We start from the raw sequence: 15,584 nt of genomic DNA, 5'->3' as shown, positions 1-15,584 counted from the left end.
TCCACCGCCAGGCTGACCTGCGCGCGCAGCTGTTCGCCGCGCAGCGTGCGCAGCGCCGTGGACTGCCTCAGGATCAACCCGGCCGCGATCACCGCCACGATTGCCACCACCAGCATGGCCACGATCACCGCCATGCCGCGTTGATGCTGGGGAGAACGGCCTGCACGTTGTCGTGCTGCGCGCATGGAAAATGGCCTCAGAGCTGCCAGGAGCCGATGTCGCTGTCACCGGCATCGCCGCCGGCCTTGCCGTCGGCACCGAACGAGAACACGTCGATCTCGCCGTGCTCGCCCGGGTTGGCATACTGGTACGGTGCGCCCCATGGGTCGTTGGGCAGACGTTCCAGATACGGGCCCACCGGCATGCCACCGGTGTTGCCCGGTGGCTTCATCAACGCCTGCAGACCCTGCTCGCCACTGGGGTAGCGACCGTTATCCAGCCGATACAGCTTCAATGCCTGCATCAGCGCGGCGATGTCCTGGCGTGCAGCCACCACACGGGCCTGATCGGGCCGGTCCATCAAGCGAGGCACGATCAGCGCGGCCAGGATGCCGATGATCACGACCACCACCATGATCTCCAGCAGACTGAATCCATGCTGGCGTTTGCTGCGGTTGCGAACACTGCTGCGCATCATGTCGTCCTCACTCTTCCTGGAAGGGACCGCGCCACCATCGTCGGTCCTGCATGTGTCAGTTCGATAAACATTGGTGGACACGGCTGCGGCGACAGCGCGCCGCATTTACCAGAACGGCGGGGACCACGCCCAGGGCGGCGTCCACGCAGCGCTGCAAGGCCGGCTGTTGGAATGCTTCAAGCAACGCACGGCATTCAGCCTGCGACCACGCGCTTGCCTCATCAATGCCAACGAAATCGCGATACAGCACGTTGAAGCGCAGTCCGTCGTGCAGGCGCTGCAGGTCGTCCAACGCTCGCAGCTGCACCAGCAGTGCAGCGCGCTGCCATTGACGCAGCCCGCGGTCCGACGGGGGCATGGCGGGCGAAGGCCAGGTACCCAGCAGCGGGTCAACGGCGTCGCGCAGCCGCATCAGCGGGTGTTCGCGGGTATCCAGTGCCGCCCAGCGGGTGGCCTCGAACCAGGCGTCGGAGGACAACAGCCACACCCAGGGATGGCCGTAACGTTGCACACATATCGGCGCATCCCGCGCCTGTTCAAGAACCTGGCTCAGATGACGGTCCAGATCCAACATGCTGACCTTGCGTCCTTCAGGCACCATCGCACGTCTCCGCCGCCGGCATGCCACGATGCCGTACTCCTGCAAGACGGCGGCCAGCGACGAATTACGACAGGCAGGATGTCGATCCGTGACGCACTACGGCAACCCGCGAACGCGTCATGGCGCGGTCATCGCTTTGAAAACTGCACCCGTCTCGCGACGCTGGCCACCACAGGCAACCGCAATGGCGACCACGTCATCGCGACCCAGCAGACGGAACAACGCGGCCATCGCCGGCGTGTCGTCCATGAATGCGGCAATGGCCTGGCGCAGTTCGGGCACCTGCCAAGGGTCGGCCCCGGCCCCACCGCCATCGACGAACCAGTGCAGCAGGCGGTCGAAGCAGAGGTGTTCGTGCAGCTCGCCGATGTCGTCGAAGCCGAAGATCGCCTGCAGGATCAAGGCACGTGCGCAGGCGGCTGGCGACAGCCCGCTGCCTTCGGCCAGCGGCAGCAGCTCACGCTGCAGCTGCTGCAGCCGGGCCAGCGGATGACCGCTGGGATCAAACTCCAACTGCACCCGATGCTGCCGCCACTGCGCATCGGACACCACATACGCCCAGGGCGTGCCGTAGCGGTGCACCATCAACGGCTGCAGACGCGTGGTCTCCAGCAATGCCGACAGGTTGCGCCGCAGATCCACCAGACCCACCGACTCATTCCGCATCCATGACTCCGTCCCTGCAGATTGATGCCATTGAACAGGTTGCCCTGCCCTACCCCAGTACCGCGATGCCGCCCGGGAAGCGCTGGATGTCCAGCGACAGGCTCAGCCGCAGCTGCTCCAGCGCGGCATCCGGATCATCGATGCCGAAGCGTCCGCTCACCGGTTCGCGCGCCAGGCGCTCGCCGCGCAGCACGACCCGGCCGCGCCGGTAGCGGTTGATCTCATCCACCACTTCCGACAGCGGCGCGCGACGGAACACCAGCATGCCGCTGGTCCACGCCGACACTTCAGAGACCACGGCATCGGAAACCACGCCGCTCATCTGGGTATCAAAGCGGACCTGCTGCCCGTGCTGAAGCTGCATGCGCCCCTGCGGATGTTCGATGCGCAGCAGGCCGCTGAGGCAGGTCACCCGGACCTGCCCTTCGATGCAGCGCACGTCGAACGACGTCGGCTGAGCGTCGGCCAGAATTTTCCCGGGACCTGCGATCAGAGTGAGCCCGGAGCCGCCTGTGCTCTGCAGCGCGACCTGGCCTTCCACCAGCTCCAGCACCGGGGTGCCCGCATCGGGGCGGCGGCGCACGCTGGTGCGCGTGTCCATGTCCATCTGCACATGCGGCAGCGGCTGTACGCGCTGGCGCTCACCGGTGCCGGTGTGGAAGTCGGCGGCGATCGCGGTCACCGAGGGCCACAGGCCGAGGGGGGGATGCAGCGCGGCGACCACGGCGAGGCTGGCGGGTGCGGCAATTGCCGCGCCCAGAAATGCGCGGCGGCTGAAGCGGCGACGGTCATCGGCGGGGGTACGTTGCAGCGGACCGGGTTGCAGCAGCTTTCCGGCCTCGGCAATCTGGTCCCATTGGCGGCGCGCGCGGGCAAATGCCTCGCGGTGCGCGGGGTCCTGGCACCACTGCCGGAACTGCTCGCCCTGCGCGGCGGTCAGTTCGCCGGATGTGAGCTGCACCAGCCACGCCTGGGCCTGGCGCTCGACAGCGTCGATGTCACGGTGCGGCGTGTGGTCAGCATCCATCGCAGGTCAGGCCATCCCTGCGCGGTGCAGGGTTCTGGTGTGGCGTCAAAGTGTAGACGGACGCCGCCGCTCAGAACCGCACAGGTCGACCATCGGCGCTGCGTGCTGCCAGGTATTCCTGGGCCGCCTTCAGTTCGCGCTGGACCAGCCGCAGCGAAACGCCCAGGCGTTCGGCGACATCGCGCTGCTGCAGGCCTTCCACACGGATCGCCAGCAGGATGCGGCGGCGACGCTCGGGCATGCGCTGCAGCAGGGCCAGCATGTCCTGCACCGCGAAGTCGTTCTCGGCATTCTGCGCCGGGCCGGGGGCGGGATCGGCCAGCTCCATCAGCGCACTGACTTCGTCCAGCTGCATCAGCCGGTGGTCGGCGCGCTGCCGGTCCACGACGGTGTTCATGGCCATGCGCAGCAGGTAAGCCGCTGGGTTCTGCACCGGGTCCAGGCGATCGCGCCGCGCGTCCAGGCGCATCCAGGTGTCCTGCAATGCGTCGCCTGCCAGGTCGTCCGAGCCGAGGCGACGCACCAGACGGCGCTTCAGTTCGTCGTAGGTGCCCAGCAGATAGTCCCTGAGGTCAACGGTTCCGGCCGTACTGTCGTTCATGATCAGGTCCTTGGCATCACGGGGAGAGTTGCCGTGACGAGCCGCAGTCGCGACCCTCCGGCACGGGTTGAATGTGCAGACGGATCGGCTGCGGCAGGTCCGCCGTGGCCGCGGGCAGTTGCAGATCGCGAATGGCCTGGAGCAGGCGCTGGTCGCGCTGCGCGTCGCCGGTGCCGGTCTGCAGCTCGGGCTGCTGGACGCGGCCGTCGCTGGCGACGTGAAAGACCAGTGCTGCGCTGTAGTCGCCGGGTTGCAGCACGGGGTCGTCACAGAACACGCGCCGCAGGGTGTGCTGGACCTGGCCGAAACGGCGACGGCGATCTTCAGACCCCAGGCCGATGGCCGCAGCAACCGGGGCACCCGCGCGTTCGCGCAGCACCACCCGGTCATCCGCGACGGTCTGTGCCTCCAGTCCGGTACCTTCCAGCAACTGCTGAAGCGCCAGCGCAGGCAGCATGACGCCGTGCACCGCGCGGCTGGTCCGGCCATCGGCGAGAGACGCGGGATACATCACCGACCACCCCGAGACGACGCTGAACTGTTCCAGCGCGCGTTCCAGTGGTTGACCGGGCAGATCGAAGTCGCGTTCGAGGACACGCGCGAACGCCTGCACGGGCCCCAGCCACGCGCAGAGCAGCACGATGCACAGGACAGCATGGCGTCCATCAAGCCCCCTGAACGTAAGCACATGATCCTCGGTAATGCCTTGGCCTTTGACCGGCAGGCAGTCTGGAACATTAGGCAGGGAAGATTTCAGCGTGATGACCGGGGCGACCGGGCGCGGCAGCGAATGCAGCCACGCAGGGCGTGGCTCTACGTGCGGGTTGCATCTCCCGCACGTGCTCACAAACTGCGGGCAACAAAAAAGCCCCTGTTTCCAGGGGCTTTTCTGTAACTCTGGCGGAGTGGGAGGGATTCGAACCCTCGATAGAGTTTTTGGCCCTATACTCCCTTAGCAGGGGAGCCCCTTCAGCCACTCGGGCACCACTCCAGAAATCTGGCTTTCCTCGCTGCGGTGTTACGTCTCAGCGGGGGCGTGAAGAATAACGTTAATCACACCCCAAGGTAAAGCCTTAATTCGAAGAATCTTCGCCGCCGGTTACATTCGGCTGGTCGCCGCGCTGGATGCGCTCGTAGATTTCTTCGCGGTGCACGGCCACATCCTTCGGAGCGGTGATACCGATACGCACCTGATTGCCCTTGACGCCGAGCACGGTGACGCTGACGTCATCGCCGATCTTCAGGGTTTCGCCAACACGGCGAGTCAGGATCAACATTGTTTTTTAGTCTCCAAGAACCGGTGGTTTTTCCCACCGGTTTGACGTCCAGCCAAGGAACGCCACGACAAAGGGAAAAGGATTAGCCATATTACCGTCTGGCCTCCCGCCCCATCAAGGAGCGGAGGCTTCAGAATGTTCAGATACGAGGGGTCACCCAGTCAACGACCCCGGCAAGGGCCGAGGCAAGGGCGGGCCCGTCCTCACCACCACCCTGGGCGAGGTCCGGGCGGCCGCCGCCCTTGCCCCCGATCTGACCGGCGATGTGGGACAACAGTTCCCCGGCCTTGACCTTGCCCATTGCGCTGCCGTTCACACCCGCAACAAGTGAGACTTTGCCGTCCTGTGCACCTGCCAAGACGATGACGGTATTGACCAGTTGCTGCTTCAGGCGGTCCATCGCATCGCGCAGGGCCTTGGCGTCGAAGCCTTCCAGGCGCACCGCCAAGATCTTCACACCGTTCACCTCCACGGCCGAGCCGCCGAGGTCGGCGGTGGCCCCTGCCGCCTGCTTGGCCTTCAGGGCCTCGAGTTCGCGTTCCAGCTTCTTCTGGCGGTCGCCCAGCTGGCGGATCTTCTCGACCACGTCGCTGGCCGCACCGCCCAGCAGCGCGGCTGCTTCGGCCAGCTGTGCTTCTTCATGGCTGACGTAGTCCAGCGCGCCCTGCCCGGTCACCGCCTCGATGCGGCGCACGCCCGAAGACACACCGCCTTCGGAGGTGATCTTGAACAGGCCGATATCGCCGGTACGGCCGACATGGGTACCGCCACACAGTTCGGTGGAGTAGTCGCCCATCTTCAGCACGCGCACGTTCTCGCCGTACTTTTCGCCGAACAGCGCCATCGCACCGAAGTCCAGCGCTTCCTGCATGCCCATGTTGTGCACTTCGGCGGCATTGTTGGCGCGGACCTGTTCATTGACCTTGCGCTCGATCACGGCCAGCTCTTCCGGCGTGATCGGCTGGAAATGCGAGAAGTCGAAGCGCAGGCGGTCCGGCGCGACCAGCGAGCCCTTCTGCTGCACATGCGTGCCCAGCACTTCGCGCAGGGCGGCGTGCAGCAGGTGGGTGGCGGAATGGTTGAGGATGGTGGCACCACGGCGCGCACCGTCGACCTGGCCGCTGAGCGTGTCGCCCACCTTCAGCGAACCGCTGGCGATCTGGCCGACGTGGCCATGGAACTGGCCGGCAAATTTCTGCGTGTCGGTCACTGGCAGCTGCACCCCGTTGCCGGTGAGCGTGCCGGTATCACCGACCTGGCCACCGGATTCGGCATAGAACGGGGTCTGGTCGGTAATGACGATCACCTCGTCACCGGCCTGGACGCTGTCCACGGCGCGGCCATCCTTGAGCAGGGCGACCACAGTCAGGCCATCGGCCTGCAGGCGGTCGTAGCCCTGGAACACGGTCGGCTTCAGGGTCGCCACCAGTTCGGCCGACAGCGTCACGCCACCACCGAACTTGCCGCCCTTGCGGCCGTCTTCGCGCTGCTTTTCCATGGCGGCATCAAAGCCGGCAATGTCCACCACCAGGTCGCGCTCGCGCGCGATGTCCTGGGTGAGGTCGAGCGGGAAGCCGTAGGTGTCGTACAGGCGGAACGCGTCGACGCCCGGAATGATGCCGTCGGTGACCTGCGCAGCGACGTCGTCGAAGATCTTCATGCCCGAATCCAGAGTCTGCGCGAAGCGCTCCTCTTCGGCCTGCAGGGCGCGCACCACGGTGTCGGCCTGGGCCGGCAGTTCCGGATAGGCTTCGCCCATCTGCTCGACCAGGGTCGGCACCAGCTTGCTGAAGAACGGCTGGCGCACGCCCAGCATCCAGCCGTGGCGCAGGGCGCGGCGGATGATCCGGCGCAGCACGTAGCCGCGGCCTTCGTTGGAGGGCAGCACGCCGTCCACGATCAGGAACGAGCAGGCGCGGATGTGGTCGGCAATGACGCGCAGCGATTTGTTTTCCAGGTCGGCCATGCCAGTCAGTTCGCTGGCCTTGCGGATCAGCGCCTGGAACAGGTCGATTTCATAATTGGTATGCACATGCTGCAGGATCGCGGTCAGGCGCTCCAGGCCCATGCCGGTGTCCACGCACGGTGCCGGCAGCGGCACCAGGGTGCCGTCGGGCTGGCGGTCGAACTGCATGAACACCAGGTTCCAGATCTCGATGAAGCGGTCGCCGTCTTCATCCGGCGAGCCCGGAGGGCCACCGGCGATGTGGTCGCCGTGGTCATAGAAGATCTCGGTGCACGGTCCGCACGGGCCGGTGTCGGCCATCTGCCAGAAGTTGTCCGAGGCAAACGGCGCACCCTTGTTGTCGCCGATGCGCACGATGCGGTCTTCGGGAATGCCGACCATGTCGCGCCACAGCGCGTAGGCCTCGTCGTCGGTCTGGTACACGGTGACCAGCAGGCGCTCGGCCGGCAGCTTCCAGACCTGGGTCAGCAGTTCCCAGGCCCAGGCAATGGCGTCCTTCTTGAAGTAATCGCCGAACGACCAGTTGCCGAGCATTTCGAAGAAGGTGTGGTGACGGGCGGTGTAGCCGACCTGGTCAAGGTCGTTGTGCTTGCCGCCGGCGCGCAGGCAGCGCTGTACGTCCGCCGCGCGCACGTAGCTGCGCTTTTCCGCCCCCAGGAACACGTCCTTGAACTGCACCATGCCGGAATTGGTGAACATCAGGGTCGGGTCGTTGCCCGGCACCAGCGGGGCCGACGGCACGATGGTATGGCCCTTGCCCTTGAAGAACTCAAGGAAGTCGCTGCGGATCTGGGAGGTGCTGAATTTGGCGGATGCGGTCATGGGGGCTGGCTGTGTGCGGGCCGGTCGGTCCCTGGCACACGGCCCCAATGGCCGGGTGTCCACTACAGGACCGCCGAAACCACCAAGGGTATCAGGCCCGAGGGCCGTAGTGACACGCCATGCGTGTCAGCCTGAATCGTCAATCCTCGATGTCGTACCGCGTAGCCCGCCGGATCGAGTCCCCATCAAACCCCCGTCGCGCCAGCAGATCGGCGGCCTTGCGGCGTTGCGGGAGGTCTTGCGGCCCGGCCTCGCCGAACCGGCGGCGGACCAGATCGCGGGCATTCTCGGTCCAGTCACCCTCGAAGGTGTCCATGGCGGCGGCAATCTGGGCGCTGTCCAGGCCGTGCGTACCCAGCTCGGCACGGATGTGAATCGGGCCATAGCCGGTATTGGCCCGCATCCGTACCAGGTTCTCGGCAAAACGGGTGTCGTCCTGCCAGCCGGCCTCGGTCAGCTTGCTGACTGCCGCTTCGGCATCGTCGGATTCAATGCCCCGCGCAGTGAGCTTGCGGGTGAGTTCCTTGCGTGAATGCTCACGGCGGACCAGCAGCCCCAGTGCCCGCTGGACGGGAGTCTGTTCACGAACGCGGCGCTTCTTGCGGCCGCCTTCCGGGCTGTCGGCATCGTGCATTGCGGTCTCACAGGTGTGCGCCGTCCCTGGCGCGCCCCCGACCGGGGGATGGGTTCCAAAGGGGAAAACTGCGGGGCAGTGCCTGCGTCACTGACGGCGCCGCCCTGCCCCGCAGGAAAACTTACTCGTCGTCGCCGTCGTCGTCGCCTTCCTCGCGGGCGGCTTCGGCCGGCTGGAACTTCTCGCGCAGCTCGGCTTCCAGGCGCTGGGCGACCTGCGGGTTGTCGCGCAGGTAGCCGCGGGCGTTGTCCTTGCCCTGGCCGATGCGCTCTTCACCGTAGCTGTACCAGGCACCGGCCTTCTCAACCAGCTTGGCTTCCACGCCCATGTCGATCAGTTCGCCTTCGCGGCTGATGCCTTCGCCGTACAGGATCTCGGTGATGACCTGCTTGAACGGGGGAGCCAGCTTGTTCTTGACGACCTTGATCTTGGTCTGGTTGCCGATGATTTCATCGCCCTTCTTGATCGCGCCGATGCGGCGGATGTCCAGACGGACCGAGGCGTAGAACTTCAGCGCGTTGCCACCGGTGGTGGTTTCCGGGCTCTGGCCCGGCATCATCACGCCGATCTTCATGCGCAGCTGGTTGATGAAGACCACCAAGGTGTTGGAGCGCTTGATGTTGCCGGTGAGCTTGCGCAGCGCCTGGCTCATCAGACGGGCCTGCAGGCCCGGCAGCTGGTCGCCCATTTCGCCTTCGATTTCGGCCTTCGGGGTCAGCGCCGCGACCGAGTCGATGACCACGATGTCGATCGAACCGGAACGGACCAGCATGTCGGCGATTTCGAGCGCCTGTTCACCGGTATCCGGCTGCGACAGCAGCAGCTCGTCCACGTTCACGCCCAGCTTGGCGGCGTAGATCGGGTCCAGCGCGTGCTCGGCGTCGATGAAGGCCGCCGTGCCGCCCTTCTTCTGGCATTCGGCGATGGCCTGCAGGGTCAGGGTGGTCTTGCCGGAGGATTCCGGACCATAGATTTCAACGACACGGCCCTTCGGCAGACCGCCGATGCCCAGCGCGATGTCGAGCATCAGCGAACCGGTGGGAATGGCTTCCACGGCTTCGATCACGCGGTCGCCCATGCGCATCACCGAGCCCTTGCCGAACTGCTTTTCGATCTGGCTCAGTGCGGCGGTAAGGGCGCGCTTTTTGTTCTCGTCCATCGGAGAGGTCCTTGCAGAGGTCATGTCGTTGGAGGGGGTGTCTTTGGTTGATTTCTTGGCCACGGGGTCACTTTAAGGTTGGCGTATCGCACAGGCTGAGATTCTGCCCGGCGTTCGGAAAAAAATTATCGGACATCCGTACCAACCTCAGCCAAATCAGAGAATCGCCACAAAAGACCGCGCGTCTGGAGCATGGAAGAACTCAGCGATTGGGCCGTAACAGGCCGCAATAGAGCCCTTCGATGGCGAAATCCTGGTCAGGCAGGACTTCGATCGGCTTGTAGTCGGGATTGCGCGGCAGCAGCCGGATGCGGTCCTTGCCCATCTTCAGCAGCTTGACGGTGATCTCGTCGTCGATGCGGGCCACCACGATCTGCCCGGAGCGGGCGTCGCGAGTGCGGTGCACGCCGATCAGGTCGCCATCGAAGATGCCTTCGTCGATCATGGAGTCACCCTGCACTTTCAGCAGGTAGTCCGGTGCGGGCGAGAAGAACACCCGGTCGAGGACCACGAAATCGTCCGAGCCGATGTCCGCGCCGATCGGCAGACCAGCGGCGACCCGGCCCAGCACCGGCAGCCGCAGCACGCCGTCCGGCAATGCCGGGGTCGGCAGTGAATCGGGCAGTCCCTCCTGCAGCGGCGGAGCCTGGACCAGCCGGATGCCGCGTGCCTGGCCAGGAATGCGACGGATCGCACCGGCCTGTTCCAGCGCCTCCAGGTGGTACTGCGCGGCGCGTACGCCCTTGAAGCCGAAGGCGCGGGCGATTTCCGTCTGCGACGGCGGCGCGCCGTCGGTCTCGATACGCTCGGCGATCAGCTGCAGGATCGCCTGCTGGGTGTCGGTGAGTTCCATGGTTAGTAGTATTACTACTAACACCCGACACATGCAAGGATCCGGTGAGAAAAAGCGAAGCAGACAACGCCATCCATACGCAGGCACGTAGCAATTCGTAGCGCCGACCCCTGGTCGGCGACCGCGCAACGCGCGGCACAAGGGTCCGGAGGCATTGAAACGCGGCGTTGATGCACCGCCCGGCGTTTAGAGGATCCGAAGCCACCCCGGACGCGGTCGCGGACCATCCGGCGCGCGTAGCGCCCGGGTCATGCACCGCGAAGCCACGCAGGGCGTGGCTCTACGGGTGGGCCCGGCTGGGTCGAAGCCACGCAGGGCGTGGCTCTACCGGTTCCGCAGAATCGACACCAGGATCCACACCCCGCAGAACCCGGCCCCGATGAACCCGGCCACACCCAGCGCCAGCAGCCAGCGGCTGGAGATGCCGCCCACGCTGTGCATGACGATGGACGAACCGATGATCAGCGCCGCCGTCACGATGCCCACCACCAGCCGGTTGGCGGCCCGGTTGACCTGCTCGCCAAAGCCCTCCAGCGCGTGGGTCTCCACTTTCAGCTGCAGCCGCCCGCGCCGGGCCATCTGCAACAGCCGGCGCACGTCGCGCGGCAGGTCGCCGACCAGGTCCAGCGCGCCCATCAGGCTGCGCCGTCCGCGCTTGAGCAACGCCGAAGGTGCATAGCGCTGCAGCATCACCCGTTCCAGATAGGGCCGCGCGGCACTGGCCATGTCGAACTGCGGGTCGAGCTGGCGGCCCATGCCCTCCAAGGTCAGGAAGGTCTTGATCATCAGGGCGAGGTCGGCCGGCAGGGTCAGCGAATACTGACGGAGCAGTTGGGTGATGTTTCCCAGCATCAGGCCCATGTGCAGGTCCTTCAGCGGCACGCCCCGGTACTGGTCGACGAACACGCTGATGTCCTGCTGCAGCCGTGATTCGTCCACGTCCACGCCGCCGGCCCAGTCCAGCAGGATGTCGGCCACTGCCTCGGGCTCCTGGTTGACCAGCCCATGCAGCAGCTGGGCAACCTGGAAACGGCGCTGCTCGGAGATGGCCCCGACCATGCCGAAGTCGATCACTCCGATCCGACCATCGCGCAGGTAGATGATGTTGCCGGGGTGCGGGTCGGCGTGGAAGCAGCCGTCCTCCAGCACCATTTTCAGCACGATCCGCGCACCGGTACGGGCCAGCTGCACCCGGTCCAGCCTGGCGGCATCCACGGCAGTGAGGTCACGACCCGGAATGCCGTCGACGAAGTCCTGCACGTTGAGGCTTTCGCAGGTCCACTGCCAATGCACGCGCGGAATCAGGATCTCCTTGCGCCCCTGGAAATTGCGCGCGATGCGCTCGGCGTTGCGGCACTCGGCGGCGAAGTCGAGCTCGCGGCGCAGCGACACCTGGAACTGCTGCACCACCTCGGCAGGCCGGTACCGCTGCAGATCGGGCAGCCGCGCTTCGACGATTTCAGCCAGCCGCGCCAGCAGGCGCAGGTCGGCTTCGATCACATCACGAATGCCGGGGCGGCGGATCTTCAGCACCACCTCGCTGCCATCCTGCAGCCGCGCCCGGTGCGCTTGGGCCAGCGAGGCGGCCGCCATGGGCATCACGTCCAACCAGGCAAACACCTGTTCGGGCGGCGCACCGAGGTCGGCTTCCAGCTGCCCACGCACCTGCTCGAACGGCAGCGCCGGCACGGCATTCTGCAGTTCGGAGAATTCGGCGATCCAGTCCGGCGGGAACAGGTCCACGCGGGTGGCCAGCACCTGGCCGAGTTTGACGAAGGTGGGGCCCAGGTCTTCCATGGCGCGGCGCACGCGCACCGGCGCGGTCATGCGCAGCATGTGCTGGGTGTCATTCCAGTGCAGCAGGCGGCCGGCGCGTTCCAGCACGTCGGCCAGGCCGATGCGGCGCACCAGGTCGCCGAAGCCATAGCGGATCAGGACCGACGCGATTTCCTGCAGTCGCCCCAGGTCACGGACGGTTCCCAGTGTTTCCCACATCGCCACGCGCTCCGTTGCCTACACCCGCCCAGCATGTCACACCGGCGCGAAGATTCCGGTAAGCGCCTGCTGTACGGTCTGCCGGCGGATGGCGTCGCGGTCGCCGTCGAAATGGAACAGCTGCGCACGGGCGTAGCCGCCACGCTGCTTCCAGGCGATCCAGACGCTGCCGACCGGCTTGTCGGCACTGCCGCCGCCCGGCCCGGCGATGCCGGTGACCGCCACGGCGACGCCGGCACCGGAGTTCACCAGCGCGCCGGACACCATCTCCATCACGGTTTCACGGCTGACCGCGCCGAACTGCTCCAGGGTCTGCGCGCGCACGCCGAGCAGGCGCTGCTTGGCCTCGTAGCTGTAGACCACCATACCGCAGTCGAAAAACGCCGACGAGCCGGCAATGTCGGTCATGGCCTTGGCGATCCAGCCGCCGCTGCAGCTTTCGGCGGTGACCAGCTGCAGGTTGGCCTGCTGCAGGCGCTGGCCGGTGGCGCGGGCCAGATCGGCCAGGTCGTTGTCGGTGGGTACGGTCACGGCATCACCACTCGGGCAACTTCTCGGGCAGCATCGCCTTGATCGGCGCACCGTCGGCGCTGGCGGCGAGCTTCTCGGCTTCGGCAATCGGCAGGTCCACCTCCAGCAGCCAGCCCTCCTCGTCCACCTGCTCGCCGCGCACCACTTCCAGCTGGTGCAGGCGCGAACGCAGGCGGCCGGCGCTGGGCGGCAGGCGCAGCTGGCCGGTGATGTGCTGCAGGCCCAGGCGTTTGCCGAGCACGCTCTGCAGAAGTTCGAGGCCAGTGCCATCGCGGGCCGACATCCACACCCGTTCGCGGCGCGCCGGGTCAGGAATGCCGTCCTGCGCGTCATGCCGCGGACCGGCCCCGTCGATGCGGTCGATCTTGTTGAACACCAGCAACTGCGGCAGATCGCCTGCGCCTACCGCAGCCAGCACCTCGTCGACCTGGGCAATGCGCTCTTCACGGTGCGGGTCCGCGGCATCCACCACATGCAGCAGGAAGTCGGCCTCACGCGCTTCGGACAGCGTGGAGCGGAACGCGGCCACCAGTTCGTGCGGCAGGTCACGTACGAAACCGACGGTGTCGGCCAGCACCACGTTGCCGCCGGGAATGGCGATACGCCGCACGGTCGGGTCCAGGGTCGCAAACAGCTGGTCGGCGGCGTAGGCCTCGGCACCGGTCAGCGCGTTGAACAGGGTCGACTTGCCGGCATTGGTATAGCCGACCAGGGCCACGCGCGGCAGTTCGCTGCGCACGCGCGCACGGCGCATCTGGGTGCGCTGCACTTCCACCTTTTCAAGCCGCTTCTGCAGCTGCTCCACGCGCTTCTGCAGCAGGCGGCGGTCGGTTTCAAGCTGGGTTTCACCCGGGCCGCGCAGGCCGATGGCACCGCCGCGCTGACGCTCCAGGTGGGTCCAGCCGCGTACCAGCCGCGTGGCCAGGTGGCGCAGCTGCGCCAGCTCGACCTGCAGCTTGCCTTCGTGGCTGTGCGCCCGCTGCGCGAAGATGTCCAGGATCAGGCCGGTACGGTCGATCACCCGGCGCTCGAGGAAGCGCTCCAGGTTGCGTTCCTGCACCGGGCTCAACGCATGGTTGACCAGGATCAGGTCGGCCCCGGTCGCATCCGCGGCCGCCTTCACTTCATCGAGCTTGCCGCTGCCGATCAGGATCGACGGATTGGGCCGGTCGATCCGCGCGGTCAACGTGGCCGCAATGCTGGCCCCGGCCGAACGAGCCAGGTCGGTGAACTCTTCCAGCACGTCTTCTTCCAGCTTTCCCGCGTGGGGCTGGATCAGGAGCGCGTGTTCGCCCCGCTTGGAACGGTCAAACACGCATCACTCCGGTCTTGCCTGTTTCATTCAACGTCGTCATCGCCCTGGGCACTGTCGGTGCCGCCGTCATTGGACTGTACATAGCCGCCACCGGGACCGACCCGTACGTTGCGCGCCGGCACCACGGTGGAAATGGCGTGCTTGTACACCATCTGGCTCACCGTATTGCGCAGCAGGACCACGAACTGGTCGAACGATTCAATCGTGCCCTGCAGTTTGATGCCGTTGACCAGATACACCGACACCGGCACGCGTTCGCGCCGCAGTGCATTCAGAAACGGATCCTGCAGCGATTGCCCCTTGGACATTGCACACTCCTCATTATTGTTCTTATTGGGTAGCCCGGCAGCGGTCACGGCCCCGTCGCCCACCGGAATCATTGATGGTACACCGCCCGGAGGGCGTGAAGACATGGTTCAGGTCGCAGTAAATGCACTGACTGCATCGGCCAGGGCCGTGGCATCAAGATGGGGATCGAACCAGCGCGCATCAAGCTCGCCGCGCAGCCAGGTGAGCTGGCGCTTGGCCAGTTGGCGGGTAGCGTAGATGCCCTTGTCGCGGAAGTTGGCAGCACTGCCCTGCCCGTCCAGATACTCCCAGGCCTGGCGGTAGCCGACTGCACGCACCGCCGGCAGGTCCAGTGGCGCGCCCACGGCTGCCATCTTCGGCAACGCGCGCAGTGCACGCACCTCGTCAAGGAAGCCATTGGCCAGCATCGCGTCGAAGCGGGTCTCGATGCGCTGGTGCAGGGTGCTTCGCTCGCGCGGGGCCAGGATCAGCTTGAGGCAGCGCACCGGCAGGCGGTCCACGCCCGGGCGCTTCTGCCATTCGGAGATCGGGGTACCGGTCAGCCGGTACACCTCCAGCGCCCGCTGGATGCGCTGCGGGTCGGTGGCGTGAATGCGTGCGGCGGCGGCGGGATCCACCTGCGCCAGCTCGGCATGCAGTGCCGCCCAGCCGCGCGACTCGCCTTCGGCGGTGATCGCAGCACGCATCGCGGGGTCGGCCGCCGGCATCGGCGACAGGCCCTGCAGCAGTGCGCGGAAGTACAGCCCGGTGCCGCCGGCCAGGATCGGCACGCGGCCACGGGCGACGATGTCGGTGACCACGCGCGCCGCATCGGCGGCAAACTCGGCTGCCGAATAGGTCTGCCACGGATCGCGCAGGTCGAGCAGGTGATGCGGGGCCTGCGCGCGCTCGGCGGCATCGGGCTTGGCCGAGCCGATGTCCAGCCCACGGTAGACCAGCGCCGAGTCGACGCTGACGATCTCGCCGCCCAGCTGCTGCGCCAGCGCTATAGCCGTGGCGGTCTTGCCCGACGCGGTCGGGCCCATCACCGCGATCGCCAGTGGTCGCTGGTCGGCGGCCATCAGTCCTCGTCCGGCCAGCGCGGCATGGCCGGGGCGGCGGGGGTGCGCGGCGCCGACTAGCAGGGTCAGGGCATCCATGGGGGGATTGTACGGGGATGGGGGAATTTGGGTTGCCGCCGGGTAGAAGCGC

At 66.5% G+C, this 15,584-nt stretch carries 16 protein-coding genes, 1 tRNA gene and 1 pseudogene; all 18 read right to left on the bottom strand.

All coding sequences use genetic code 11. The features are described from left to right. Positions 1-134 (bottom strand): annotated as a pseudogene (locus EGJ34_RS22855) (type II secretion system minor pseudopilin GspK); the annotation flags it as partial. A gap of 62 nt (positions 135-196) precedes the next feature. Beyond that, positions 197-634, bottom strand: a complete 438-nt coding sequence (gspG, locus tag EGJ34_RS15770) for a type II secretion system major pseudopilin GspG (protein WP_125361464.1) — start codon at positions 632-634, stop codon at positions 197-199. A gap of 58 nt (positions 635-692) precedes the next feature. Beyond that, positions 693-1,238: a hypothetical protein gene (locus tag EGJ34_RS15765; RefSeq protein WP_125361463.1), complete on the bottom strand. Its 546-nt coding sequence runs from the start codon at positions 1,236-1,238 to the stop codon at positions 693-695. 117 nt (positions 1,239-1,355) lie between these two features. Then, positions 1,356-1,904, bottom strand: coding sequence for a hypothetical protein (locus EGJ34_RS15760; protein ID WP_125361462.1), 549 nt, complete (start codon positions 1,902-1,904; stop codon positions 1,356-1,358). 49 nt (positions 1,905-1,953) lie between these two features. Beyond that, positions 1,954-2,931: a DUF4880 domain-containing protein gene (locus EGJ34_RS15755; RefSeq protein WP_125361461.1), complete on the bottom strand. Its 978-nt coding sequence runs from the start codon at positions 2,929-2,931 to the stop codon at positions 1,954-1,956. Positions 2,932-3,001: 70 nt separating this feature from the next. Beyond that, on the bottom strand, positions 3,002-3,532 hold the full coding sequence (locus tag EGJ34_RS15750; protein ID WP_125361460.1) for a sigma-70 family RNA polymerase sigma factor: 531 nt from the start codon (positions 3,530-3,532) through the stop codon (positions 3,002-3,004). A 16-nt stretch (positions 3,533-3,548) separates the two neighbouring features. Then, complete coding sequence (locus tag EGJ34_RS15745; protein WP_260477022.1) at positions 3,549-4,145, bottom strand: TonB-dependent receptor; 597 nt, start codon at positions 4,143-4,145, stop codon at positions 3,549-3,551. Between the two features lie 285 nt (positions 4,146-4,430). Further along, a tRNA-Ser gene (locus tag EGJ34_RS15740) sits at positions 4,431-4,523 on the bottom strand. A gap of 82 nt (positions 4,524-4,605) precedes the next feature. Next, positions 4,606-4,809 carry a carbon storage regulator CsrA gene (csrA, locus tag EGJ34_RS15735; RefSeq protein ID WP_125361458.1) on the bottom strand — a complete coding sequence of 68 codons (204 nt, stop codon included), beginning with the start codon at positions 4,807-4,809 and terminating at the stop codon, positions 4,606-4,608. A gap of 139 nt (positions 4,810-4,948) precedes the next feature. Beyond that, the gene (gene alaS, locus EGJ34_RS15730; protein WP_125361457.1) at positions 4,949-7,597 is read right to left on the bottom strand and encodes an alanine--tRNA ligase; all 2,649 of its coding nucleotides are present in this window, start codon (positions 7,595-7,597) and stop codon (positions 4,949-4,951) included. Positions 7,598-7,736: 139 nt separating this feature from the next. After that, positions 7,737-8,231, bottom strand: a complete 495-nt coding sequence (recX, locus tag EGJ34_RS15725; protein ID WP_125361456.1) for a recombination regulator RecX — start codon at positions 8,229-8,231, stop codon at positions 7,737-7,739. 121 nt (positions 8,232-8,352) lie between these two features. Further along, on the bottom strand, positions 8,353-9,390 hold the full coding sequence (gene recA / locus EGJ34_RS15720) for a recombinase RecA (protein ID WP_125361455.1): 1,038 nt from the start codon (positions 9,388-9,390) through the stop codon (positions 8,353-8,355). 202 nt (positions 9,391-9,592) lie between these two features. After that, positions 9,593-10,243 carry a transcriptional repressor LexA gene (lexA, locus tag EGJ34_RS15715; RefSeq protein WP_125361454.1) on the bottom strand — a complete coding sequence of 217 codons (651 nt, stop codon included), beginning with the start codon at positions 10,241-10,243 and terminating at the stop codon, positions 9,593-9,595. Between the two features lie 324 nt (positions 10,244-10,567). Further along, positions 10,568-12,238 (bottom strand): 2-polyprenylphenol 6-hydroxylase, encoded by a 1,671-nt coding sequence (gene ubiB / locus EGJ34_RS15710; protein WP_125361453.1) that lies wholly within the window; start codon positions 12,236-12,238, stop codon positions 10,568-10,570. Positions 12,239-12,274: 36 nt separating this feature from the next. Next, positions 12,275-12,769 carry a CinA family protein gene (locus EGJ34_RS15705; protein WP_125361452.1) on the bottom strand — a complete coding sequence of 165 codons (495 nt, stop codon included), beginning with the start codon at positions 12,767-12,769 and terminating at the stop codon, positions 12,275-12,277. Positions 12,770-12,773: 4 nt separating this feature from the next. After that, complete coding sequence (hflX, locus tag EGJ34_RS15700; protein ID WP_125361451.1) at positions 12,774-14,084, bottom strand: ribosome rescue GTPase HflX; 1,311 nt, start codon at positions 14,082-14,084, stop codon at positions 12,774-12,776. A gap of 23 nt (positions 14,085-14,107) precedes the next feature. Further along, positions 14,108-14,392, bottom strand: coding sequence for an RNA chaperone Hfq (gene hfq / locus EGJ34_RS15695; protein ID WP_125361450.1), 285 nt, complete (start codon positions 14,390-14,392; stop codon positions 14,108-14,110). Between the two features lie 108 nt (positions 14,393-14,500). Continuing rightward, positions 14,501-15,454: a tRNA (adenosine(37)-N6)-dimethylallyltransferase MiaA gene (gene miaA / locus EGJ34_RS15690; protein WP_125361465.1), complete on the bottom strand. Its 954-nt coding sequence runs from the start codon at positions 15,452-15,454 to the stop codon at positions 14,501-14,503. Between the last annotated feature and the right edge of the window lie 130 nt (positions 15,455-15,584).

Source organism: Stenotrophomonas sp. 278 (genome assembly GCF_003935715.1).
In the GTDB taxonomy this organism is placed as follows: Bacteria; Pseudomonadota; Gammaproteobacteria; order Xanthomonadales; family Xanthomonadaceae; genus Stenotrophomonas; species Stenotrophomonas maltophilia_AH.
Note: the sequence above shows the minus strand (reverse complement) of the source record. Positions and strands in the feature narration are given on the sequence as shown.

Coding starts and splice junctions, on each gene's coding strand:
- gspG (WP_125361464.1), bottom strand. CDS start 634: ATGCGCAGCAGTGTTCGCAACCGCAGCAAACGCCAGCATGGATTCAGT.
- EGJ34_RS15765 (WP_125361463.1), bottom strand. CDS start 1,238: ATGGTGCCTGAAGGACGCAAGGTCAGCATGTTGGATCTGGACCGTCAT.
- EGJ34_RS15760 (WP_125361462.1), bottom strand. CDS start 1,904: ATGCGGAATGAGTCGGTGGGTCTGGTGGATCTGCGGCGCAACCTGTCG.
- EGJ34_RS15755 (WP_125361461.1), bottom strand. CDS start 2,931: ATGGATGCTGACCACACGCCGCACCGTGACATCGACGCTGTCGAGCGC.
- EGJ34_RS15750 (WP_125361460.1), bottom strand. CDS start 3,532: ATGAACGACAGTACGGCCGGAACCGTTGACCTCAGGGACTATCTGCTG.
- csrA (WP_125361458.1), bottom strand. CDS start 4,809: ATGTTGATCCTGACTCGCCGTGTTGGCGAAACCCTGAAGATCGGCGAT.
- alaS (WP_125361457.1), bottom strand. CDS start 7,597: ATGACCGCATCCGCCAAATTCAGCACCTCCCAGATCCGCAGCGACTTC.
- recX (WP_125361456.1), bottom strand. CDS start 8,231: ATGCACGATGCCGACAGCCCGGAAGGCGGCCGCAAGAAGCGCCGCGTT.
- recA (WP_125361455.1), bottom strand. CDS start 9,390: ATGGACGAGAACAAAAAGCGCGCCCTTACCGCCGCACTGAGCCAGATC.
- lexA (WP_125361454.1), bottom strand. CDS start 10,243: ATGGAACTCACCGACACCCAGCAGGCGATCCTGCAGCTGATCGCCGAG.
- ubiB (WP_125361453.1), bottom strand. CDS start 12,238: ATGTGGGAAACACTGGGAACCGTCCGTGACCTGGGGCGACTGCAGGAA.
- hfq (WP_125361450.1), bottom strand. CDS start 14,392: ATGTCCAAGGGGCAATCGCTGCAGGATCCGTTTCTGAATGCACTGCGG.
- miaA (WP_125361465.1), bottom strand. CDS start 15,454: ATGGCCGCCGACCAGCGACCACTGGCGATCGCGGTGATGGGCCCGACC.